Below are 21,647 nucleotides of genomic sequence, written 5' to 3'. Positions count from 1 at the left end.
TTCCATAACTTCATGGCAACTATTTTGTTATGTTTTGTCAATATTTATTGGCCTGCTGGTAACTGCTACATACCTCCCCCGGCATTGCTATTTCCTCGCTGCCAGCCGGACATATTTCCGGCAGTTCCAGCCGGTACTGGCCCATGCCGAAGACACAGGCCTTGCCTACATGGATATGCTGGCCCAGGAGCAAAAGCGGCAAAAATTCCCCCAGCTCGCCGCTGTACTCCACCAGATCCACCACGCCTCCCAGGTTGATTTTGCTGTCCTGGCGAGCCGAATAGCGCTGCCAGTCCACCCAGCGACACTCGTCGCGCACCAGCTGTACATCCATGGCCCGGCGGATGAGAGCGGCGAAATCTTCCCGCCAGGCAAAGCCGTGGTGGAAGTAGGCCAGGGCCGAAACGCGCCGCAGCAGGTTGCGCACCAGCACATGGAAATCCACCCGCTCTACAAAGCGCCCGGCATGTTTCAGGCGGGTCATGGTCATAAACCGCAGGCGCACCCTGTTCACCCGCCCGGCGGCGGGCGACAGACAGCCCTCCACCAGTTGCTGCCAGCTCACAGCGTGGGCGCCCGGCGCCTGGAGCGGCTGGGCGGCCGAATACACCAGGGTTCTGGCACCGCTTACCGGGTTCACCCCCCGGATGGCCCGCAGGTAGAAGTGCCGTTTGCCCTTGCCCATACCGATCCGGCCCAGCTGTCGAAAGCTGACAGCAAAATAGGGCAGGTAATCTATGGCCCGGCCCATCAGCACCAGTTGGAAGCAGAGCTCTTCCCCCGGCGCGTAGCAGGTGCGCTCTTCCAGCAGCGGCTCCAGGACAAAGGGGCGGGGCACGGCTTCATAATTGCTCAGGGCTGCCGCCCCGGGCGGAGGAGCGGTCTCAAAAATGTAGGCATAGGGGCAGTCTTCTTTGATGGGGCAGGACGGACACTGCCCCGACCGGTGGGCGCAGACCACATGGCGGAAGGCCCGGCCAAAGCCGCCCCGCAGGGTGCTGCCCTTGTACGGGGGCAAAAGCAGCCCCTCCTCCCCGGCCGCCAGCACCATCTCATACCGGGCCAGCCGAAAGTTTTCCTGCAAACAGCTCACCACCTTTTTGATCGCCCGGTTAATACAAAACACCACTTTCCAGAAATACTTCCTGAAAAGGTAGTGCCATTACTGATGGTTCATTTCTGGTTTAATTGCTTGAGCAACCAGGCCATGTTGGTGCCCAGAGTGCGAAAAGTTTGCACGCCTTCGGCATCATTCAGCACCTCGCCCGGCTCCCATCCTATGCCCAGGTTCCAGTAGCTGGAGCCGGGAACAATCATCTGGGAAATGCCGAAGAAAAAGTTGATGGCCGAATAGGTAAAAGTAGCTCCGGCCCGGCGCACGGCCACCACGGCGGCCCCCACCTTGCGCTGCAGCATGTCGCCATTGGCCTTGGCCACCAGGCCGCAGCGGTCAATCAGGGCCTTTACCTCGCTGGAAACGTTGCTAAAATACACCGGCGAGCCGACGATGATGCCGTCTGCCTCCAGCATTTTTTCAATAAAGATGTTCATATCGTCATCTTTGCGGGCACAGCGGCGGTCTTTGTTGGCAAAACATTTGTAACAGGCCAGACAGCCGTGCACCTTGCGACCGCCCAGCTGCACCAGTTCGGTTTCAATTCCCTCTTTGCGCAGCTCTTCCAGAACAATGCTCAGCGCCTGGTAGGTGTTGCCGTTTTGTCGCGGGCTGCCGTTAAACGCCACCACTTTCATGTCGGTTTCCCTCCTTAAAACTATTTTTTCCTGTCTTAAACCCCAAGTTCCTGTGCGGATCCAGGAAATGCGTACAATTACCTTCTTGTAAACCGGCAATAAAGCCGTCTCATTTGTGATACGCTTCCCCAGCATTGATTTTGCATGCCCGGTAGAGCTGCTCCAGCAGGATGATGCGGGCCAGCTGGTGGGGAAAGGTGAGGTCGGAAAGCTTAAAGCGCTCCTGGCAGCGCTCCAGCACCTGGTCAGCGAGACCTAAAGAGCCCCCAATAAAAAAGGCCAGGGAACTGCGGCCGCGTATAGCGTGCCCGGCCAGCCAGTCCGCCAGATCCTCGGAGGAAAGGCGGCGGCCTTTTAAATCCAGGGCGACGGCATAATCCCCCGGCCTTAAGTGGCGCAATAGCCGCTCGCCTTCGCGCATTTTGATCTGCTCCTGCACAGCCCCGGAAATACCCTCGGGCGCCGGCTCGTCGGCCACTTCCTGCACACTGATGCGCACCAAGCGGCCCAGCCTCTTGATATATTCCCGGCTGGCCGATAGCCAGTAGTCTTCCTTCAGCCGGCCCACAGCCAGAATTTTAATCTGCAGCAAAGCATCTCCCTCCCCCGCATATTTATTGTAGCACTTTTCAGAATCCAGGAAAGTATCTTAATTATGCTAAATAATCAGGGCGCATATCCGATCTGGCTAGCAACATTTTCGCAGGTCCTTTTGAGCAGGAAAACTCATCTCTTTGTCGAAATTTTTTAATACAATTTTTTCCCTTCATCAGCCCCGAAGGTGGTGATTCAAGCCATTTTACCCCTGCATAACCTACCGCTCCGACCTGCGCCCGTCCTGTTGATCGGCATTGCGCTAGCCTGGCTGCTGGCCCGCGCCAATTATGTGCTTTTCCATACCCTGGTGGAGCTATTCTGCGTCATTATTGCCGGTATGCTGGCACTTACCGGCGCTCTGTCCTATTTCCAAACCCGCAACCGGACACTGCTGCTGCTGAGCTGCGGTTATCTGTGTATCGGCCTTACCGACCTGTGGCATACGCTGGCTTACCAGGGCCTGCAGGTAATCGGGCAGGGTGCCAATACCGCTACCCAGCTCTGGGTGCTGGGCCGTCTGCTAGAAGTTACCCTGCTGCTCACGGTCACCCGGCCCATCTCGAATCGTGCTTTTCCGGTCATCCTGCTGACCGGTGCAACCTTCACCACCCTGGGCTGGGCCACCATTCTGTACTGGCCAGTTTTTCCTCCCTGTTTTATCCCGGGCAGTGGTTTAACTGCTTTTAAAATTGCCGCTGAATATCTGGTGATGGTATGTGCTATTGCCGCATTTTTTCTGCTACAGCGGGCTCCCCAATTACCACCTCCCTTTTTACTCTATCTGCGGGGTGCGCTTTTGTTCACGGTACTCAGTGAATTTTTCTTTACTCTGTACTGGCAGGTTGCCGATCTGTATAACTTTGCCGGACACATAGGTAAATTGATCTCCTATGCCCTGCTCGCCTGGGGTATCATTATCCAGAGCCTGTACCGTCCGCTGGACACTCTGTACAGTCAATTGTGCCAGCAACAGCAATTATTGCGGGAAGCATCCGAAAAAGATGCCCTCACCGGCCTTTTAAACCGCCAGGCTCTGCAGGAGCGTTTAACCCAGCTGTGGCGCAGGCACACAGCAGAGCGTCTACCCATATGCCTGCTTATGCTAGATCTGGATCACTTCAAAACGGTTAATGATCGCTTTGGCCACCACAGTGGCGATCTGGTCTTGCAAAAAACCGCCGCTCTGCTCAAGAGCCAGCTGCGCCAGCAGGACCTGCTGGCCCGCTACGGCGGCGAGGAATTTTTGGCCGTGCTCCCGGGCGCCACCCTGACAGCCGCCCGCGTCATCGCAGAACGCCTGCGCCTGGCCGTAGGCGAACAAGCCGTTGAACTGACCGATGGGCAAAGTCTGCTGGTTACTATCAGCGGAGGTCTGGTACAAGCCCGCCGGGGAGAAAACTGGGAACAGGCCCTGGAACGGGCCGACCAGTTACTCTACCAGGCCAAACAGCGGGGCCGCAACCGGGTGGAAAGCGAGGAAGGTCCTTGATGCGGAAACCCAATAATCGGGAAATCACGGAAAACAGTTTCGGCCTTTACTTCCTTCTGGCTACCTTGCTCACCGTATTGTTGCTGCTCATTCTTATCAGTACGGGCACCAACACCTTGCGATTTTACAACAATCTGAAATGCTTCTGGGATGGCCATACTCTGTTACATGCCGCCCGGGAGCATCATATGGAAATGCGCCTTTTCTGGCAACAATCCCCCCAATATTATCCGGTAGCTGAAAAAGACTGTCCGGTCACCACTTATTTAAACGACTTTCAAAACCAGGTCACCCACCTGCCGGTGCTCTACCAGCAGGTCAGCCGCCTGAAAGAACAGCACCACCAGCTGCATCTGCTGTTGCAGGATAAAGATATTTCCCGCCATCAGACCGCGCTGACCGTAGCTGCAGGAGAGTTTTTGCACCAGCTGGAACAGATTGATCAGCAAATCCAGGAACTTTTCCACAATGCCCTGCAACAAAATCGTTACTTGCTGTTATTTTTGCTGGCAGCAGCCCTGACCATTGCCAGCACGGTTATTGTGCTCTTTTTGCTTTTTAAACGACGAGTTAAACAGGAGCTGGCTTTGCCCCTGCAGCGGATTTACTATTCGCTGGATCAAACACTGCATGAGCAGGCATCTTCCTGCACCGGAAACGGAAAAGATCTCATTAACCATCTGGAACAAGTTATTCGCTTTGTGGCACTACATTATTACCGGGATGAAGCCTTTTTTGCTGCCAGTTTTCAAAAATGGATTGAAAACACTGCTATCGAGCATACTGACCCCACCCGTCCAGCCACTTCGGTCCTGGAACTGCTGTTACAAAGCCAGCTAATTAACTCGGGCAGTTTTTACCAGCTAGATCCCTGGACTGGTCGGCTAAAGCGCACCACAGCTGTAGCCACCTCGCCCGACCTGCCGGCCGAGATAGGACCGGGGGAAGGCCTGGTGGGGGAATGTTTGCGCAGTGGCAAGCTAATGCTGGCCCGCCAGAGTGCCGACCTCTGGGCCGGCCATACCGCGCCCACCCAGCATCTGGCTCTGGCTATGCCGGTCGGTCAGGGCCGGGTAGACGGGGTTTTTTTCCTGCTGGTACAACAGGATGCTTTCACGGACCAGGATCATTTATTGCGCTTTTTCCAGCGCCTGAGCCGGCATATCAATCTGGTGCTGGAAAATGCCCGCCGCCGGGCCGAGCAGGAGAGGCTATTGTCCGAATTATCCCGCCAGGCCGACCTGGCGGCCCGGCGTCTGGCCCACGTGGAGGCAGTATTGCAAAGTTCCCAGGGTGGCATTGCCACTCTGGACGACGCCGGACACATTACCGCCTGGAGCCGGGGCGCAGCCTTGATTACCGGCCACAGGGCCAAAGAGGCCATCGGCAAATCCTGCCGGGAAATCCTCCAGCACCGCAACAATTCCGGTCAGCTGCTCTGTGATACCCCTCATTGCCCGGCCCAACGAGCCCGCACCGGGTCTATGATAGACGGTGCCGAATATTTAATTGGTCATGCTGATGGCCACCTGCTGCCCATTAAGTCCAGTGTAGCTCTGGTTCAAGCCGCTGGTGACAGTCCAGCGGAAGTGGTTCTGGTTTTTCAGGACATGACTGCTCATTACCAGATGTTGCATGAACTGGAACAGGCAAACCATGCCAAAAGTGAGTTTCTGGCCGTCATGTCTCACGAGCTGCGCACGCCTCTCAATGCCATCATCGGCTTTGGCGATTTGCTGGCCACTACTCCAGATTTACCACCCGAAAAGCTACAGCGTTTTGCCAACAACATAGTGCGGGCCGGACAGCACCTGCTCAGCCTGGTCAATGATGTACTGGATCTGGCTAAAATTGAGGCCGGACACAGTGAATGGCTCAAAGAACCCTTTCTCCTCGGTTCAGTGCTGGAAAATGCCATTAGCCTGCTCAAGGAGCGGGCAGCCAGCACAAATGTCACCTTGCTGTTGGAACAGGATGCCAGCCTACCCGAGGTCATGGTTGGCGATGAGCGTAAATTTAAACAAATTATCTACAACCTCTTGCACAATGCCATCAAATTTTCCCCCTCCGGTGGACGGGTTGGTTTAACCGCCTGCCAGCAAGCTGAACAGCTTGTCATTCAAATCTGGGATGAAGGCCCGGGCATACCCGAAGATAAACTGGCCTTAATCTTCCAGCCTTTTGTTCAGGCGGACGATCTTTATTCCCGCCGTCAGCAGGGCAGTGGTTTGGGGCTGGCCGTTGTCCAGCGGCTGGTGCAACTGGCCGGAGGTACTGTAGAAGCGGCCAACCGCCCGGAAGGAGGTGCTGTCTTTACTGTTACACTGCCCCTGGGACAAACAATAGATCGCCCTGCTGCCAGTACAGTGCTAGCCAGCCCCAGCCCTCCAGCACCTGCTGACCCAAACGCCCGGTCAACAGAAGGCCTATGCCTGATTGTGGAAGATGACCCCGGAGCCGCTGAATTGTTGCAAAATTTTTTCCAGCAGCTGGGTTATCAAACCTGTTGGGCCTCCGATGCGCAGTCCGCCCGCCAGCTGCTGGACAGCCTTGCGCCCTCCTTGCTTACCCTGGACATCTTATTGCCCGGAGAAGCGGGCTGGCAGCTATTGCTGGACCTGCGCTCCCAGCCCCGCTGGAATCATCTGCCAATTATTGTTATTTCGGTTTTACCGGAAAAGAAAAAAGGACTGGTGCTGGGAGCTGACGAATTTTTAATCAAGCCGGTTCAGCAAGAAGAGCTCTACCTGGCCGTACAGCGCGCTCTAAATAAACGTCAGGCCAGCAACAACGCGGTAAGCAGCACTGCCCGCGTCCTGATCATTGATGATGAACCGTCCATCACCGAAGTGATCAGTGAATATTTGCGGGCCCGGGGCCTGGAAAGCCGAACAGCCTACAGCGTTGCGGGAGGGCTACAACAGGCCCTGCACTGGCAACCCGATCTGATTATTTTAGATCTGGTCATGCCAGATGGCGGCGGTTTTGAGTTTTTAACTCGCCGTTATGATTACCCGTCCCTGCGCGATATACCTGTACTGGTACTCACTGCCCGTGTGCTCAGCGACCAGGAGCGGCAAATGCTCAGCGGCCTGACCCGGGGCGTTTTTAACAAGGCTGAACTTTTCCAACCAGCCTTCTGGGAACAAGTGATGCGCGTCCTGCGCCAGACAGACACCCACAGACCGCCGCCAGCTGCCAGTGACTTTTAGCCCCAGTACCTTGAAGAACTGCGGGCCAGCATGGACGGACAACCGGTTTGTGTACCGGGCCCGCCAGTATCCGCGCCAGCAGGAGGGATAATCATGTACTGGAAAAAAACTGTTTTACTGGTGGAAGATGATCCTTTAAATCAGGAATTGTTGCTCATCTACCTGGAGCAGCTGCTGGCTGGCTGTTCGGTAGTGGTAGCCACCAGTGGCCCAGAAGGCTGGGAGCTTTTCCAAAAAGAGCGCCCAGGGCTGGTGCTGTTGGATATGCAGTTGCCCGGCATGGACGGCTTCACCCTGGCGGCCAGAATGAAACAGCTCGCTCCCTCCACACCCATCCTGGGTATTACAGCTTTTGCCATGCCTGGCGACCGGGAAAAGGTGCTGCAAAGCGGCTGCGATGACTACCTGGCCAAACCTTTTAGCCGGCGCCAGTTCCACTCCGCTGTACAAAAGTTGCTGGCCGGGGCTCTCCCATAATCCTTCGCCCCGGCCCAAACAAAAGGGGCCCACTGCACCGGCAGGGGCCCTGGTTTATTCTTATTCATCCTGGAAGGAGATCTCCGCCCCCAAAGCGCGCAACTTGCCAATAATATCGTGGTAGCCGCGGAAGATATAGCCGGGATTGTAGATCTCGGTGCGGCCCTGGGCCATCAGCCCGGCAATGATCAGCGCCGCGCCCGCCCGCAGGTCGCTGGCCCGCACCTGGGTACCCTGCAGGGCGGGCACCCCTTCAATAACGGCCAGGCGGCCTTCCACCTTGATGCGCGCCCCCATGCGGGCCAGCTCATCGGCCACCCGGTAGCGGTTTTCAAAAATGTTTTCCGTAATCAGGCTGATGCCGGGCACGGTGGACAAAAAGGCCATCATCTGAGACTGCAAATCGGTAGGGAAACCAGGATAGGGCAGCGTCTTGATGTCTATGGGCCGGTAGTTGCCGCCGCCTTCTACCAGCACGCTCTCCTCATCTTCGGTGACACTAACCCCGGCTTCGCGCAGTTTGGCGCAGAGCGGTTCCAGGTGGCGGGAAATGACCCCGCTCAAATGCACGCTGCCCCGGGTGGCGGCCGCAGCAATCATATATGTGCCGGCCTCAATGCGGTCGGGGATGACGTTGTACCGCAGACAGCCGCCCAGCCGGTCGGTACCTTCAATTTTGATCACGTCGGTGCCGGCGCCGCGCACCCGGGCCCCCAGGCAGTTCAGAAAATTGGCCAGATCCACAATTTCGGGCTCCTTGGCCACGTTTTCCAGTATGGTCTGTCCTTCGGCCAGGCAGGCCGCCATCATAATATTTTCCGTGGCCCCCACGCTGGGGAAGTCCAGATAGATGCGCGCCCCGCGCAGGCGGCCGGCGCTGGCCAGCACCGTGCCCTTTTCCATGCGGATGTCGGCCCCCAGAGCGGCCAGCCCTTTAAAATGCAGGTCCATGGGCCGCACCCCGATGTTGCAGCCGCCGGGCAGGGAAACCTGGGCCTGCCCGAAGCGGGCCAGCAGCGGCCCCAGCAGCAGGTTGGAAGCGCGCAGCTTCTTCACCAGCTGATAGGGCGGGGGCAACTGGGGAGCGGTAGTGGCACAGACAGCCAGGGTACCCGGCGCCGGCCAGCTCACCTCCAGGCCAATTTCCGACAGTATCCGCACCAGCACATGAATATCGCTGATGTCGGGCACATTTTCCAGAATTACCGGCTCGGTAGCCATAGTGGCGGCGCAGATCAGCACCAGGGCGGCGTTTTTGGCCCCGCTGATACGTACCGTGCCAGAAAGCCGCCGGCCGCCCGCCACCACAATTTTACCGGTGTCGTAATTTATCTCCATGCTCTTCTCCCCATACCGTATTCTCAACATTGGCCCAGTGCTAGATCTTACCTCCGGGGGATACTGGCCGGACGGTTTGCTCGCCGGAGAAGCCAGCCGGTAAGGTTATTTCCGGGCTACCTTTTGCTAATACTATACTTTGCGCCAAAATCCTGCCCCAACCGGCATTTTTTCAAGTTGGCGGCCCTTTCTGCTGCTAACGCCCGTTTTTCCCGGCCCGGATCAGTTTACGCTCTGGCAGCGGGACCGGTTCACCGGGCCGCCAGCCACTCCTGCTCCAGCTGCGGCAGGGAAATCCCCAGTGTCTGCCGCATGGCTCCCTCTATAGTCTGCCCGCTTCCCAGGTTGCGCAAAATTTGCAGCATTTTTTCGCGGCCACGGGTTTCCATCAGATAGCGCACCAGGAGAAAGGACTGGCGATAAGCCCGGCTCTCACCCCGGGGCGTGTCGAAATAGCCGTCCAGCTCCGCCAGGGGCAGAGCGGCCGGTTCCTCCTGCGCATCGCCCGGCATTTCAAAGCCGGTGAGCCGCCACTCCTCGTACTGAGCCAGCCCCTCGGTCAGCCAGCGCGGGCAGTTGCCTGCCGTCAGCCAGTCCACGGCATAATGGGTCAGTTCGTGGGCCAGGGGCCCGCTTTGCTGGAAATATCCGGCCGCTTGCTCCGGGCTCATCTCGCCCAGCCAGGCGGCAGGAGAAAGCACCCGCACCGCCCCGGCCCAGTATACGCCGATAGCGCTGGTGCCGGAAGGCCACCCGAAGCCTGCGCCCAGCTGGCGGGCGTCGGGGTACAGCACCAGCAACACCTTCTGGCGCGGCTCCACCCCGTACACCTGGAACACCGGCCGGTAAAACTCCTCGGCGGTATCCAGCACCAGGCGGGCGTACCGGGCATCACCGGGCTGGTAACGCAGTAAAAAATGCTCGCTTTGCCGCTCCGGCCAGCGTCCGGTTTCCAGCAGCAGCTGCCCCCGGGCCGCCAGCCGGTACGCTGCGTAGGCCTTGTTTTTCAGCCATCCCGGCCAGCGTACCAAAAGACAGCCGGCCAGCACAGCCAGCAGGCAGACTGCTCTCTTTCTGGTATATATATTCCTGATTCTGGTTAAATAGTTCATTGTCTGTTCACCTGACTAATTGATTGGTATGGTCTCGATAAAAAACCCCGCTGGGGACGGCGGGGCCGGGAAATTACTTAATCATCTTTTTCCATTCATCAATCATCTGCCGGGCCTTTTGCACATCAGCACCGGTTTGGGCCAGCTCGATGTACTTCTCCAGTTCGGCAATGCCACCTTTGTAGTCCTGCTTGCCCAGGGCCAGCACCTGCCCCAGGTAGAAATGGGCGGTTTTGTTGGCGGGCTGCTGTTCTATAATCCGGCTGAGCTCGGCAATGGATTGGTCATTCTGGTTGGCCAGAAAATAGTGCAGGGCCAGATCCAGCCGCAAATCGGTATTGCCGGGCTGTTTTTGCACGGCCTTTTCCAGCATGGCCAGACCCTTGTCCCGCTGACCGGCCCGCAAATAGGCCGTAGCCAGCTGGCTGAGCACCTGGACATCGTCCGGTTTTTGCTGCAGCTCTTTTTCCAGCTGCGCAATCTGCTCCTGCGGCGAAACAGCTTTCTCGGGCTGGGCCACACTGGCTCCGGCCGAACTGGCCAGGTTACTGCGGCCTCCTACCGACCAGACTATGGAAGTGGCAATCAGACCCAGAGCCAGCACCGCTACCACAATACCGAAGACAATCCGCTGCTGACGGCGGCGTTTTTCCCGCCGGGTCATTTGATCCGGTTTGGCTTTAACCTGCTGATTCCTACCTTTTATTTTTCTGGTGGCCATACGGCTGTTCACAACCCTTCTTGATCGGTATTATCCGCTGATCATTATAGCATTACCGCCGTTTAATGAAAACACCCGAATTTTTCCGCCCTTTACGATAATTAGGACGGCCGGCAAAAGGCCGCCCGGAACAGAGGGCGGCCAGTAATAACCATTCGACAAAGCCGCGGGCCAGGGAAAGCACTACCGGAAGGCACCGGCAGGCCAGGGGCTGCGGCCATATTTCCTACAGATAACGCATGGGGTTACGCGGTGTGCCGTTGACAATCACTTCAAAGTGCAGGTGGGGCCCGGTGGAACGCCCGGTATTGCCCACCCGGCCAATCAGCTGGCCTTTCTCCACATACTGCCCCACCGACACGCTAATCCGGGACAAGTGGCCGTACCGGGTGACCACGCCGTCGCCATGGGCAATATCTACGCATTTACCATAACCGCTGTACCAGCCGGCCCGGATCACGGTACCCGACTGGGCGGCCACCACCGGGTCGCCAATACCGCCGCTTATATCCACACCTTCATGCATACGCCCCCAGCGTTTGCCGTAAGGGGACACCACCGAACCCACGGTGGGCCAGGCCAGGCGGGCGTCGCCATTCCGGGAACGCGAGGCCAGCAGCAACCGGCTGCCCTTGGCGATGATCCGGGGCTGCGGCTGTTCAATAATGCGCTCGGCCACCAGCTGGCGCTGGCTGACTGCGCCGTTGACGCGCACCACTTCATACACTGCTTCTTTCTTGCCGGGTTTGCCCGGCTGTTTGACCTTGCTGTCACCCAGCAGCAGGGACTTGTCCTTTTCCACCTTTACCTCGGGGGGAATGACCTCGGTGACGGCTTGGCGGGAGGTGGCCACCACTGTGAGCAAGGGCTTAACCGTATTCATTTTGATTTCCTGACCAATCTGCAGCATGTCCAGATTGATTTCCGGGTTGGCCGCAGCAATCTGCTCCACCGTCCTGCCGGCCGCCCGGGCGATATCCCAGAGCGTATCGCCTTCTTTTACCGTATACCGGGAAACCGCCTCTCCCCCCTGCAGTATCCGCTCCAGAGCCTCCTGGGGCGGCGTCACGCGAGACGGATCGCACTGCACGTCTACCAGCTGTACATCCTCCGCAAAACGCACCGCTTCACCCGGCCGGCTGAAGCGGGCCTTCAGACGGGCCAGCAGCCGCTCGGCCTCCTGGCGGTCGGGAAGGATAATTTTTACTTCACCGTTCACCGCCAGACCCGTGGCCGTTGACTGATAGGTCAGACAACCGGTGAGCAGCGCAGCCAGGGCCTGCTCATCCAGCAGTTCCGGATTGGAGCGCCTTACGCTGACCACCTGTACTTTCTCCAGGGGCAGCACCGGCCGACCCAGCTCCCGGCTGCGGGCGTCCACTACCTGCTCCAGAGCCTGGCGGGCGGTTTTTTCGTCCTTGACCAGGGCCACTTCCCGCCCGTTCACCTGCACGGCCCAGGCCCGGCCGCCTGCGCCGATTACCGCGCACAAATACATAATAAATACCGTGTACAGAGCCACTGCTATGATCAAATTGGGCTCGTGGGGATTCTTCAACCGGTGGGCCAGCCATCGGAGCGGACCCGGCCCCAGCCGCCAGTGCACACCGCATCAACTCCCTGTTCGTAATCTAGCTGCCCGGTACCGGCCCGGGCTCAGGTCAGTGCCAGTATATTATTACCATGATAATATTCAGAATATTAAGAAATTACACACAGGTTGGCCAATCACAACCAGGCATATTTTAACACGGGATAGTTATTTTGTTAAAATGGCGTAAAAAGAAAACAGGGGCAATTTTCCCCTGTTGACATCCCAGTATCGCCAGATTACGGCAAATATCATAAAACAATCTGCACAGGTTCGACAGGTTGGCGGCTCATTTTTACTCGGCCAACTGCTGTGCTTTAAGGTACAGCGCACATTCCAGCCGCTTTCTGGCCAGTTCGCAACCCGTAGGATAGGGAGCCAGAATATGGCCGCCGTAATTGATGGCACTGGCGTGGCAGCCCCCGCTGCAGTAGTAGCGGGCCCAGCAGTCCAGGCAATGGGGCTTGTGATAGATGTGGGCCTGGCGAAATACCTCCACCAGCTGCCGGTTTTGCACCCCCTGCCAGACATCGCCCAGGCGGTAATCCTCCCGGCCGGCAAACTGGTGACAGGGGTAAAGCCCCCCATCGGGGGCCACAGCCAGATATTCCACCCCGGCTGCACAACCAGTGAGCCGCTTGGCCAGGCAGGGCCCACCCTCCAGGTCAATATTGAAATGGAAGAAATTGACCGGCCGGCCAACCTGCCGGCGCTGCTGCAGGTAGCGGGTGAGTATTTCGTATTGAGCCTTTAGTTCGGGCAGGTGCTCCTCGCACAGGGCATAGGGCGCCTTGAGCGGGGCCACCACCGGTTCCACCGAAACTTCGGTAAAGCCCTGCTCAATCAAATAGATCACATCGGAGGCAAAGTCGGTATTGTAAGCGGTATAGGTACCCCGCACATAGTAGTTCTGATAGTCCCGGCCGGCCAGAAAGGCCTGCATCCTTTCCCGCACCGGCTCGGCCGATCCCGCGCCCGAGGGAAAGGGGCGCATACGGTCGTGCACGGCCGGCCGGCCGTCGTGGCTTAAAACCACACTGATCTCGTGCCGGTTTAAAAAATCGGCGGTCTCCCGGTCCAGCAGCAGCGCATTGGTGGTAAGGGTAAACTTGATCTGTTTACCCGCTCTTTGCGCCTGCTGCTGCCCGTAAGGCACTAGCTCATACAGCACGGGTTTATTCAGCAGCGGCTCGCCGCCAAAAAAGTCCACTTCCACATGCCGGCGCGACCCGGCGGCCGCCAGCAAAAAGTCGATGGCCTGCTGCCCCACCGCGGCGCTCATCAGCCCGGCCGGCCCGCCATAGGCCCCCTGGCCAGCAAAACAGTAGCGGCAGGCCAGGTTGCAGTCGTGGGCCAGGTGCAGGCAAAGTGCTTTGACCACTCCGCCCGGGGGCGGTTCATAGCTCCCGCCCAGAGGGTCGGAACTGTACAGCAGACCCTGGGCAATCAGTTGCTGGATTTCGGCCAGGGCTTCGGACAGCAGATTTTCCTGGCCGGCCGCGGGTTTACTGCGGGAACCATCCGCCCGCTCAGACCCGCTCTTGTCCTGGCGCGGCTGGCCCAGGCCCCTTTCTGTTACAGTGCGGTTGTCTGACTGGACATCGCTGCTGGAAACTTCGGCTTCGGCCAGCCCACTCAGCCACTCCTGCCCAGCCCGCAGCGCCGCCGCCGGGTCAAAAACCGCTCCTTCCTGCAGCATGGCGTAAACTAGGGCATCCACCTGGTGCAGTGCGCCGCTGTGCACATCCAGCACCAGATGGGTACCGTCAAAGGTGAATTTATGGATCATGTCTGGCCACCACCTTGTATAATTGCTCTCGCCCACCTGTACAATTATACCGGGTAGCCTGACAAAAATACAGCCCCCGATCAGTGCTGCATCAGCTGGCGGGGCACATAAGTGGACAGGTCGGGCCAGAGGATCAGCAGTATGAGAAAGCCCACCAGGATTAGAATAAACGGCCAAACCCCGCGCACCACCTCTTCCAGGCGACTTTTGGCCATGGAACTGACCACATAGAGATTAAGGCCAACAGGCGGCGTGATCATGGCCAGCTCCATATTCACCGTCATCACCACGGCAAACTGGATGATGTCAATTTGCAGAGCTTTGATGATGGGCAGCAGCAGGGGCAGGGTGATCAGGGTAATGGACACCGCCTCCAGGAAGGTGCCCATGACAAAAAACATCAGGTTGGTGGCCAGGAAAAACAGATACTTGTTCAACCGGGCCTCGCTGATCCAGGCGATAATCTGCTGGGGTACCTGCTGATAGGTGAGGTACATGGAAAAAACCATGGCCGCGGCAATCACCAGGTAGATCATGGCTGAGATGTTTACGGATTCGCGCAGGATTTGTCGCAGCGCCGCCCAGGACATTTCCCGGTAGATGCAGGTGGCGACAAACAGGGCGTAAAACAGGGAAAGCACGGCCGCCTCGGTGGGGGTGACCACGCCCAGGTAAATGGTACCCAGAATGAGCAGGGGCAGCACCATGCCGGGCAGGGCTTTGGCCGTACTGCGCCAGCGCTCCGGCCAGGAGGTCCGGGGCTGGCAGGGGAAGCGCCTTACCCGGGCGTAAAGCACCGCACTAAAAATGAGCACCGTGGCCAGGCCCAGGCCCGGCAGCAGGCCGCCCATAAACAGGTCGCCGATGGATTCTTCCGCGGTCACGCCGAACACCACCATGGTCACACTGGGGGGAATGAGAATGCCCAGCGTGCCGGCCGCGGCGATCAGCCCCATGCTGTAGCGCTTGGGATAACCGCTCTCCAGCAGGGCTGGCAGCATGATTGCCCCGATGGCGGCGGCAGTGGCCGGGCTGGAGCCCGAAATGGCCGCAAAAATGGCGCACGCCCCCACTGTGACCACAGCCAGACCACCGGGCAGGTGCCCCAGCCAGCTGCGCAGGGCGGCAATGATATACTTGGAAATCCCACCGTGCATCATGACCACGCCGGCGCTGACAAAAGCGGGTATGGCCAGCAGGGGAGGGGAGAGCAGGGAAGCAAACATGCGGTGGGCCACCAGGGGCAGAGTGAAATCGGTAAACAGCCGGATGGTGGCCATGGCCGCCAGGGCCAGGGCTACGGCCACCGGCACCCGCAGCAGGAAAAGCAGGGCAAACAGGCCAAAGAGCAGCCCCACATCCATCAGTTACTGCACCCCTTTCCCCGGTCCGCCGACCGGCCGTTTAATTTCTGTGCGGTGATGTTCTGCCACAGGGGCAGGGCGAAGCGGGCAGACAGCATTAGGCCGCTTAGGGGAACAATTAGGTAAACCACCCACAGCGGAAACCGGCTGTCGGCCGAGCACTGCCCGCTGGCCAGATAATCCTGCACCAAAAGGAGACCGAACCAGGTATACAGCAGCGCAAAAAAGAGGCTCAAACTTAAGGCAAATATATCTACTATTTTCTTGCTGGCCGGGCCCAGCCGCTCATAAAAAAACTCCACCTTGATGTGGTAGTTATCCCGCTGGGCCGGGGCAAAACCGGCCAGGATGCCCCAGACTACAAAATAAACGGCCATTTCATCAATGAAGGATTGCGGGCGCTGCCAGAAATACCGCAGCAACACATTGACAAAAATTAGCGTCAGGCCGCTGAACAGCATGATGCCGGGAAAAAAATCCTCAAAGGTGCGATAGACTTTTTTCAAACCTGTCTGCATCATGGTAACCCCCCTGTATATCTTCGCCACACCGGCTTCCCTGATCTTCGTCATCATCTAAAAGACAGCAGGGCGGGCAGTATTCTCGCCGCTGCCCGCCCATTTTTTTCTATTGACCGCTTTTCTGGGCCGCTTCGATATATTCCCGGCCAATTACATCGGTATATTTTTGATATACTGGCTGCATGGCCTTGATAAACTCCTGCCGGTCAGCCGGGGTAAGCTGATAAACCTGCAGCTTGCCACTGGCCAGCAGATTTTGTTTGCTCTTTTCATTAAGCTCCTCGGCCAGCCGGCGCTCGTAGGCGGTGGCTTCCTGGAGGGCGTCCCGGACAATTTTCTGCTGTTCCGCCGTCAGTTTATTCCAGAATTTAGTGTTGGTGATCACCAGGTAGTCCAGGCGGCCGTGGCCGGAAATGGTCAGGTATTTTTGTACCTCGGCATATTTCTGGGTGTCGATGTTATTAAAAGTGTTTTCCTGGCCGTCCACGGTTTTGTTGGCCAGGGCCTGGTATACTTCACCAAAAGGAATGGTCTGGGAGCCGGCCCCCAGAGCCTTAAACTGTTCATCCAGCACGCCACCGCTCTGGGTGCGGAATTTGAGACCTTTAAAATCGGCCGGTTTTTGCAGCGGCCGTTTGGAGTTGGTGAAATGCTTGGAGCCGTTGATCCACCAGGCCATGCCCAGCATGCCGTGACTCTCCAGCGACCGCATCAGCTTCTGCCCGGCCGGACCGTCGTAAAAGGCGTAGGCCGCCCGGTCATTCTGGAACAGGAAGGGCATATCCACAATTTGGAAAGCCGGAACAAAGCCCACCAGCTTGGTCACTGAAGGAGCAATAAACTGCACATTGTCGGCCCGCAGCATTTCCAGCTCCTCCTTGTCGCCAAAAAGCTGGGAGGAGGGGAAAACCTGCACCTCGAACTGGCCGGATTTTTCCAATAACTCCTTGAACTTGAGCGCCGCCTGCCCTTTGGGCGAGGTTTCCGAAGTAACGTGAGAAAATTTAACCTGGATTTTCCCTCCCCCACTGCCCGGAGCGGCGGTTTGTTGGCTGCCACCGCATCCGGCAACCCAGAGCAGCAAACCGGTAACCAGCGCGGCAACAAGAAAACTGTAGATTTTTTTCAATCTCTATACCCCCCTCGTTTTAATGACCTGACTGGGCCGGGCTATAGTTATACCCGGTACTGCAGCTATATCTCTATGGATAAACCCATCCCCCCTTTCCCGGGCTTTATACTCCCCGCTGTACCATCAGCTCGTGCCTTCAGGGAGCCGGACCAGGTGCCTATGGTTTGAGACACTGCTCTTTGGTCAATTAACCGGTTGATAAATATATACAAATAAAAATATTCTGATTATTGTTTTTAGATTATACCATAATTTGTCTTTAGCGCCAACGTTAATTTGGACCATCGGGCCAATCCTAACAAATCCGCCTGAGGCCATATTGCTGAGCCAGTTTCCGGGCCCGGGCATATTCATCCCGGGTAACCCGGCGGGATAGTTCCGAATAATGGTGGGCCCGGTGTGCCGGATAATACTGATCCATAATATTGACCAGCGTGTGGGGCGATATCTCCCGGGCAATAAATTCCAGCACCGCGGAGGTACGGGCCTGATCCTGGGGCAGCACCAGATGGCGCACCAGCAATCCCCTTACCGCCAGCCCCTGCTCATTTACCACCAGGTCTCCCACCTGGCGGTGCATTTCCCGCACTGCCTGCCTGACCACTGTGAAGTAGCGCGGCGCCCCGGTATAGCGCCGACCCAGCTCATCATCACCGAATTTGATATCGGGCATGTAAATGTCGATGATTCCATCCAATAGCTGCAGGGTGGGCAGAGCATCATAACCCCCGGTGTTATAAACCAGCGGGATGTGCAGGCCCTGTTCCACCGCCAGCAGCAGCGCTTCCAGTATTTGCGGGACAAAATGACTGGGGGAGACCAGGTTGATGTTGTGACAGCCGGTTCACCTGACACTGCCAGGCGCACACCTACAGTCGGCCAGCATCTGCACCGCCTGCTTTACCCGCCCGGCCAGTTTTTCCGGGTGCAAATCATGGTAGCTCACTCTGCATCCTCCCCGCTGGTATTTTAATTTTTTTAATCCTATTTTCTGCTGCCCCGAGCTATTTTACGCTACCCGGCAGGAAGTGTCCTGCTAGCCGTTGAATTATTTACCGAATCGCACCGTAACGCCCCTCCCTGCCGAAAGGCTCGGGGAGAATGTCAACTGCCGAAGCCAAAGAATACTCACCTTGAGCCAGCAAAGGAAGCTGATGTATGCTATGGGCAAAATCATTGCTATCGCCAACCAGAAGGGCGGCGTAGCCAAAACCACCACCGCGGTCAACCTGAGCGCCGGACTGGCCCTGCTGGGCCAGAAGGTGCTCCTGGTGGACATTGACCCCCAGGGCAATGCCACCAGCGGTCTGGGCATCAACAAAGACGAGCTGCCGCACACCATATATGACGTGCTGATTAACAACCTGCCGGTAAACAGTGCCATCCTGCCCACCCGGCTGAAAAACCTGCACCTTTTACCTTCCCGCATCGAGCTGGCAGCCGCCGAGCTGGAAATGGTCAACCTCCCCCGGCGGGAATACTGCTGCCGCAACGCTTTAAGCGGCGTGCCCGGTTATGATTACACAATCATTGACTGCCCACCCTCTCTGGGCCTTTTGACTATTAACGCCCTGACGGCCGCGCAGTCGGTGATCATCCCCATTCAATGCGAATACTATGCCCTGGAAGGTCTGGGCCAGCTCATGAACACCATCCGCATGGTCCAGAGCAGCTTCAACCGGCAACTGCAGATTGAAGGTGTCTTGCTGACCATGTTTGACGGGCGCACCAATTTAAGTATTCAGGTGGTGGAAGAGGTGAAAAAACATTTTAAGAGCCTGGTTTACCGCACCATCATCCCCCGCAATGTCCGCCTTTCCGAGGCGCCCAGCTACGGTCAGCCAGTGATGATGTACGACCGCCGCTCCCGGGGAGCGGAAGTGTACCAGGAGCTGGCCCGGGAGGTGATGGGACTTGACTAAAAAGCGCGGCCTGGGCAAGGGCCTGGAGGTGCTTTTCCCTACGGCCGGCCAGGTACTGGATTCTTCCTCATCCGAGGCAGCTTTACTGGAAATAGACATTAATTTGATCAAACCGCACCCAGGCCAGCCCCGCCAGCATATAGCCGATGACAAGCTGCAGGAACTGGCCGATTCCATCCGCGAACACGGCGTGGTCCAGCCCGTGGTGGTGCGCCGCCTGGCGGACGGCAGCTATGAGCTGATCGCCGGCGAGCGCCGCTGGCGGGCCTGCCGCCTGCTGCAAATGGACAAAATCCCGGCCATCGTACGGCATTACGATGACCTGGAGGCAGCAGCTGTAGCCCTGATTGAAAATATCCAGCGGGAAAACTTAAACCCTCTGGAAGAAGCCACCGCCTACCGCCGCCTGATTGACGAATACGGCCTGACCCAGGAGGATCTCTCTCAGCGGGTGGGCAAAAGCCGACCTTTTATCACCAATATGCTGCGCCTTTTGCATCTGCCGGACGAAGTCAAGGATATGCTGCAGCAGGGCCAGCTCACCGCCGGTCACGCCCGGGCCGTGCTGGCTGCACCCGATGCCGCCTGGCAGCTCAAAATTGCCCGCCGGGTGGTCGCCAGAGGCCTGAGCGTCCGCCAGACCGAGGAACTGGTCAAGGCCCTGCAGAGCCGGCCGAACCGGCCGGCTAAAGCCGAACAGGCGCAGGATGATGCCGCCATCCAGGTGCGGGAAATCGAGGAATCGGTGCAGAGCTTTTTAAAGGCACCAGTAAAAATTCGCAAGGAAAAGGACGGGGGCGGCAAGATCATCATTTCCTTTAAGGACAGCGACGAGATGGCCCGTTTAATCAATCAGATTATTGGTTAATCCTTACGGTAACCACGGCCCGCCAGCTTACCATATGCGGGCATGTATTTTTGTTCGGATAGTGTACTCCAAGCACCGGCGGGCTTCCTGCCCGTTGCATTTTCAGACTCCGCAGGCTGTTTCATCCGCACCAACCGACCGGACACCAGACCCCGTGGTGCCGCGCAATGTTTCACGTGAAACATTGCGCAGTTACCACAATATATTCCACAACAACACACCGCAGAAAGAAGGCGCTCATCTTGATCGGAACCATTGTCAACGCAGCCGCTATCGTAGCCGGCAGTCTGTTGGGCTGTTTGCTACGCAAGGGCATATCCACCGCTGCCAGCGATACCATCATGCAAGGGATCGGTCTGGCTGTTTTTCTGGTAGGAGTTCAGATGGCTCTGGAAACCCAGAACCTGCTCATTGTAATCATCAGTCTGGTGATAGGGGGGATGATCGGAGAGTGGTTGGGGATAGAGCGGAGGCTGGACAGCATTGGCCAGTACATTGAAAGCAAGTTTAAAAGCACAGAAAGCAACATTGCCCGCGGCTTTGTCACTGCCAGCCTGGTTTACTGTGTGGGGGCCATGGCCATCCTGGGGTCGCTGGAGGACGGTCTGACCGGCAATCCCTCCACGCTGCTAGCCAAGTCCATCCTGGACGGCGTTAGCTCGGTTTTCTTTGCTTCCACTATGGGTATCGGCGTTGCTTTTTCCGCAGTACCAGTTTTCATCTATCAGGGCAGCATCACCCTGCTGGCCGAACTGGTCAAAGGCTTTTTCAGCGACCCGGTCATTGCCGAACTCAAGGCCACCGGCGGGCTGCTCATAGTCGGCATCAGCATCAATGTGCTGGGCATCAAAAAGATCAATGTGGGCAACCTGCTGCCGGCCGTATTTGTGGCCATGGCTCTGGCCTGGGTGACCAGCAAATATTTTTGATTGACATTCTGCCTGACTCTGTCAGATAATTGTTATACATAATTATCCAGAGGTGAAAGCGGCCATGGAAGATGTGCTCGGGCAAATACTTTCCTGTGTACAGGACATTAAGGCCGGGCAGGAAAGAATGGAAAAACGCCTGACGGCTCTGGAGCAGCGGGTAGTTTCTCTGGAAAATTGCATTATTTCACTTGAGAAACGGGTTGTCTCTCTAGAAGAACGGGTTGTCTCTCTAGAAGAACGGGTTGTCTCTCTAGAAAAACGGGTTGTCTCTCTGGAAGAGCGGGTTATCTCTCTGGAAGAGCGGGTTGTCTCTCTGGAGGCCGGCCAGAAGGATTTGCAGGGCGACATACAGGAGCTAACCCGCCGGGTGGATAAACTGGAACTGCGTTTGGAAAACCAGATCACAGAAAAAATCCGCGCTCTTTTTGACGGCTACAGTCTGCGTGGTGATCAAATTCTCAAATTACAACAGCAAATGCATGAGCGCTTGTTGGCCATTGCCGAGGATGTCAATTTTCTGGTCGGGCGTTCGGCCAGGCATGACATGGCCATTCTTAAACTGGAACAGCGTATCTGAAAGTGCAACCAAAGAGGGCTGGGCAGCTGCGTCCGGCCCTCTGTCTTCGCAATGCCGCTGCACCTGGTGCCGGTTACGGTGTTTCGCTACGGGCTTGCTTTTGTATATTGCTCGCAAGCGAGCCGGGTTTCATATACTGCGCAATCGACACTCCGCGATTATTCTATCAAAATCCGCCCAGAGGACTCCCGCCTCTTTAGGCGGGTGGTGAATGGGCGGCCGGACGACAGTCCGGCAATTTGTTTACAAATTG

19 protein-coding genes are annotated in these 21,647 nt (G+C 57.2%); 7 read left to right on the top strand and 12 right to left on the bottom strand.

Annotated elements, in window-relative coordinates:
* Window positions 1–37 precede the first annotated feature (37 nt).
* The 3 genes from cas6 to rlmH all read right to left on the bottom strand — a co-directional run bounded on the left by cas6 (window position 38) and on the right by rlmH (window position 2,344).
* Window positions 38–1,084, bottom strand: coding sequence for a CRISPR system precrRNA processing endoribonuclease RAMP protein Cas6 (gene cas6, locus ACUVTU_RS11080; RefSeq protein ID WP_445890028.1), 1,047 nt, complete (start codon window positions 1,082–1,084; stop codon window positions 38–40).
* Between the two features lie 89 nt (window positions 1,085–1,173).
* Window positions 1,174–1,752 carry a flavodoxin family protein gene (locus ACUVTU_RS11075; RefSeq protein ID WP_445890027.1) on the bottom strand — a complete coding sequence of 193 codons (579 nt, stop codon included), beginning with the start codon at window positions 1,750–1,752 and terminating at the stop codon, window positions 1,174–1,176.
* Between the two features lie 109 nt (window positions 1,753–1,861).
* Window positions 1,862–2,344, bottom strand: a complete 483-nt coding sequence (rlmH, locus tag ACUVTU_RS11070) for a 23S rRNA (pseudouridine(1915)-N(3))-methyltransferase RlmH (protein WP_445890026.1) — start codon at window positions 2,342–2,344, stop codon at window positions 1,862–1,864.
* Window positions 2,345–2,533: 189 nt separating this feature from the next.
* Between rlmH and ACUVTU_RS11065 the strand changes: the two genes are divergently transcribed.
* The 3 genes from ACUVTU_RS11065 to ACUVTU_RS11055 all read left to right on the top strand — a co-directional run bounded on the left by ACUVTU_RS11065 (window position 2,534) and on the right by ACUVTU_RS11055 (window position 7,527).
* Window positions 2,534–3,838 (top strand): sensor domain-containing diguanylate cyclase, encoded by a 1,305-nt coding sequence (locus ACUVTU_RS11065; protein ID WP_445890025.1) that lies wholly within the window; start codon window positions 2,534–2,536, stop codon window positions 3,836–3,838.
* The gene (locus ACUVTU_RS11060; protein WP_445890024.1) at window positions 3,838–7,050 is read left to right on the top strand and encodes a response regulator; all 3,213 of its coding nucleotides are present in this window, start codon (window positions 3,838–3,840) and stop codon (window positions 7,048–7,050) included. The genes ACUVTU_RS11065 and ACUVTU_RS11060 overlap by 1 nt, the downstream gene beginning before the upstream one ends.
* A 93-nt stretch (window positions 7,051–7,143) precedes the next feature.
* Window positions 7,144–7,527, top strand: a complete 384-nt coding sequence (locus ACUVTU_RS11055; RefSeq protein ID WP_445890023.1) for a response regulator — start codon at window positions 7,144–7,146, stop codon at window positions 7,525–7,527.
* 60 nt (window positions 7,528–7,587) lie between these two features.
* Here the strand turns inward: ACUVTU_RS11055 and murA are convergent, their stop codons facing one another.
* The 9 genes from murA to ACUVTU_RS11010 all read right to left on the bottom strand — a co-directional run bounded on the left by murA (window position 7,588) and on the right by ACUVTU_RS11010 (window position 17,864).
* Window positions 7,588–8,865 carry a UDP-N-acetylglucosamine 1-carboxyvinyltransferase gene (gene murA, locus ACUVTU_RS11050; RefSeq protein ID WP_445890022.1) on the bottom strand — a complete coding sequence of 426 codons (1,278 nt, stop codon included), beginning with the start codon at window positions 8,863–8,865 and terminating at the stop codon, window positions 7,588–7,590.
* Window positions 8,866–9,116: 251 nt separating this feature from the next.
* Window positions 9,117–9,977 carry a peptidase MA family metallohydrolase gene (locus ACUVTU_RS11045; protein WP_445890021.1) on the bottom strand — a complete coding sequence of 287 codons (861 nt, stop codon included), beginning with the start codon at window positions 9,975–9,977 and terminating at the stop codon, window positions 9,117–9,119.
* Window positions 9,978–10,050: 73 nt separating this feature from the next.
* Window positions 10,051–10,710 (bottom strand): tetratricopeptide repeat protein, encoded by a 660-nt coding sequence (locus tag ACUVTU_RS11040; RefSeq protein ID WP_445890020.1) that lies wholly within the window; start codon window positions 10,708–10,710, stop codon window positions 10,051–10,053.
* A 214-nt stretch (window positions 10,711–10,924) separates the two neighbouring features.
* Entirely contained in the window at window positions 10,925–12,304 is a 1,380-nt protein-coding gene (locus ACUVTU_RS11035; RefSeq protein WP_445890019.1) for a peptidoglycan DD-metalloendopeptidase family protein, read from the bottom strand.
* 280 nt (window positions 12,305–12,584) lie between these two features.
* On the bottom strand, window positions 12,585–14,078 hold the full coding sequence (scfB, locus tag ACUVTU_RS11030; protein ID WP_445890018.1) for a thioether cross-link-forming SCIFF peptide maturase: 1,494 nt from the start codon (window positions 14,076–14,078) through the stop codon (window positions 12,585–12,587).
* A gap of 80 nt (window positions 14,079–14,158) precedes the next feature.
* Window positions 14,159–15,442, bottom strand: coding sequence for a TRAP transporter large permease (locus ACUVTU_RS11025; RefSeq protein ID WP_445890017.1), 1,284 nt, complete (start codon window positions 15,440–15,442; stop codon window positions 14,159–14,161).
* The gene (locus ACUVTU_RS11020; protein ID WP_445890016.1) at window positions 15,442–15,963 is read right to left on the bottom strand and encodes a TRAP transporter small permease; all 522 of its coding nucleotides are present in this window, start codon (window positions 15,961–15,963) and stop codon (window positions 15,442–15,444) included. The genes ACUVTU_RS11025 and ACUVTU_RS11020 overlap by 1 nt, the downstream gene beginning before the upstream one ends.
* A gap of 106 nt (window positions 15,964–16,069) precedes the next feature.
* Window positions 16,070–17,092 (bottom strand): TRAP transporter substrate-binding protein, encoded by a 1,023-nt coding sequence (locus tag ACUVTU_RS11015; RefSeq protein WP_445890015.1) that lies wholly within the window; start codon window positions 17,090–17,092, stop codon window positions 16,070–16,072.
* Between the two features lie 298 nt (window positions 17,093–17,390).
* On the bottom strand, window positions 17,391–17,864 hold the full coding sequence (locus ACUVTU_RS11010) for a hypothetical protein (protein ID WP_445890014.1): 474 nt from the start codon (window positions 17,862–17,864) through the stop codon (window positions 17,391–17,393).
* A 394-nt stretch (window positions 17,865–18,258) separates the two neighbouring features.
* Here ACUVTU_RS11010 and ACUVTU_RS11005 point away from each other — a divergent pair, with 394 nt between their 5' ends.
* The 4 genes from ACUVTU_RS11005 (at window position 18,259) to ACUVTU_RS10990 (ending at window position 21,394) form a co-directional block, all read left to right on the top strand.
* On the top strand, window positions 18,259–19,017 hold the full coding sequence (locus tag ACUVTU_RS11005; RefSeq protein WP_445890013.1) for a ParA family protein: 759 nt from the start codon (window positions 18,259–18,261) through the stop codon (window positions 19,015–19,017).
* Window positions 19,010–19,885: a ParB/RepB/Spo0J family partition protein gene (locus tag ACUVTU_RS11000; protein ID WP_445890012.1), complete on the top strand. Its 876-nt coding sequence runs from the start codon at window positions 19,010–19,012 to the stop codon at window positions 19,883–19,885. Before ACUVTU_RS11005 ends, ACUVTU_RS11000 begins: the two co-directional genes overlap by 8 nt.
* 242 nt (window positions 19,886–20,127) lie before the next feature.
* Window positions 20,128–20,814 carry a DUF554 domain-containing protein gene (locus tag ACUVTU_RS10995; RefSeq protein ID WP_445890011.1) on the top strand — a complete coding sequence of 229 codons (687 nt, stop codon included), beginning with the start codon at window positions 20,128–20,130 and terminating at the stop codon, window positions 20,812–20,814.
* Window positions 20,815–20,878: 64 nt separating this feature from the next.
* The gene (locus ACUVTU_RS10990) at window positions 20,879–21,394 is read left to right on the top strand and encodes a hypothetical protein (protein ID WP_445890010.1); all 516 of its coding nucleotides are present in this window, start codon (window positions 20,879–20,881) and stop codon (window positions 21,392–21,394) included.
* Window positions 21,395–21,647 lie beyond the last annotated feature (253 nt).

The organism is Desulfurispora sp. (genome assembly GCF_052744395.1).
Note: the sequence above shows the minus strand (reverse complement) of the source record. Positions and strands in the feature narration are given on the sequence as shown.

Excerpts from the sequence above, each read along its gene's own strand:
- ACUVTU_RS11075 (WP_445890027.1), bottom strand. The coding sequence starts at position 1,752 with ATGAAAGTGGTGGCGTTTAACGGCAGCCCGCGACAAAACGGCAACACC.
- scfB (WP_445890018.1), bottom strand. The coding sequence starts at position 14,078 with ATGATCCATAAATTCACCTTTGACGGTACCCATCTGGTGCTGGATGTG.
- murA (WP_445890022.1), bottom strand. The coding sequence starts at position 8,865 with ATGGAGATAAATTACGACACCGGTAAAATTGTGGTGGCGGGCGGCCGG.
- ACUVTU_RS11025 (WP_445890017.1), bottom strand. The coding sequence starts at position 15,442 with ATGGATGTGGGGCTGCTCTTTGGCCTGTTTGCCCTGCTTTTCCTGCTG.
- ACUVTU_RS11045 (WP_445890021.1), bottom strand. The coding sequence starts at position 9,977 with ATGAACTATTTAACCAGAATCAGGAATATATATACCAGAAAGAGAGCA.
- ACUVTU_RS11020 (WP_445890016.1), bottom strand. The coding sequence starts at position 15,963 with ATGATGCAGACAGGTTTGAAAAAAGTCTATCGCACCTTTGAGGATTTT.
- ACUVTU_RS10990 (WP_445890010.1), top strand. The coding sequence starts at position 20,879 with ATGGAAGATGTGCTCGGGCAAATACTTTCCTGTGTACAGGACATTAAG.
- ACUVTU_RS11060 (WP_445890024.1), top strand. The coding sequence starts at position 3,838 with ATGCGGAAACCCAATAATCGGGAAATCACGGAAAACAGTTTCGGCCTT.
- ACUVTU_RS11005 (WP_445890013.1), top strand. The coding sequence starts at position 18,259 with ATGGGCAAAATCATTGCTATCGCCAACCAGAAGGGCGGCGTAGCCAAA.
- ACUVTU_RS11055 (WP_445890023.1), top strand. The coding sequence starts at position 7,144 with ATGTACTGGAAAAAAACTGTTTTACTGGTGGAAGATGATCCTTTAAAT.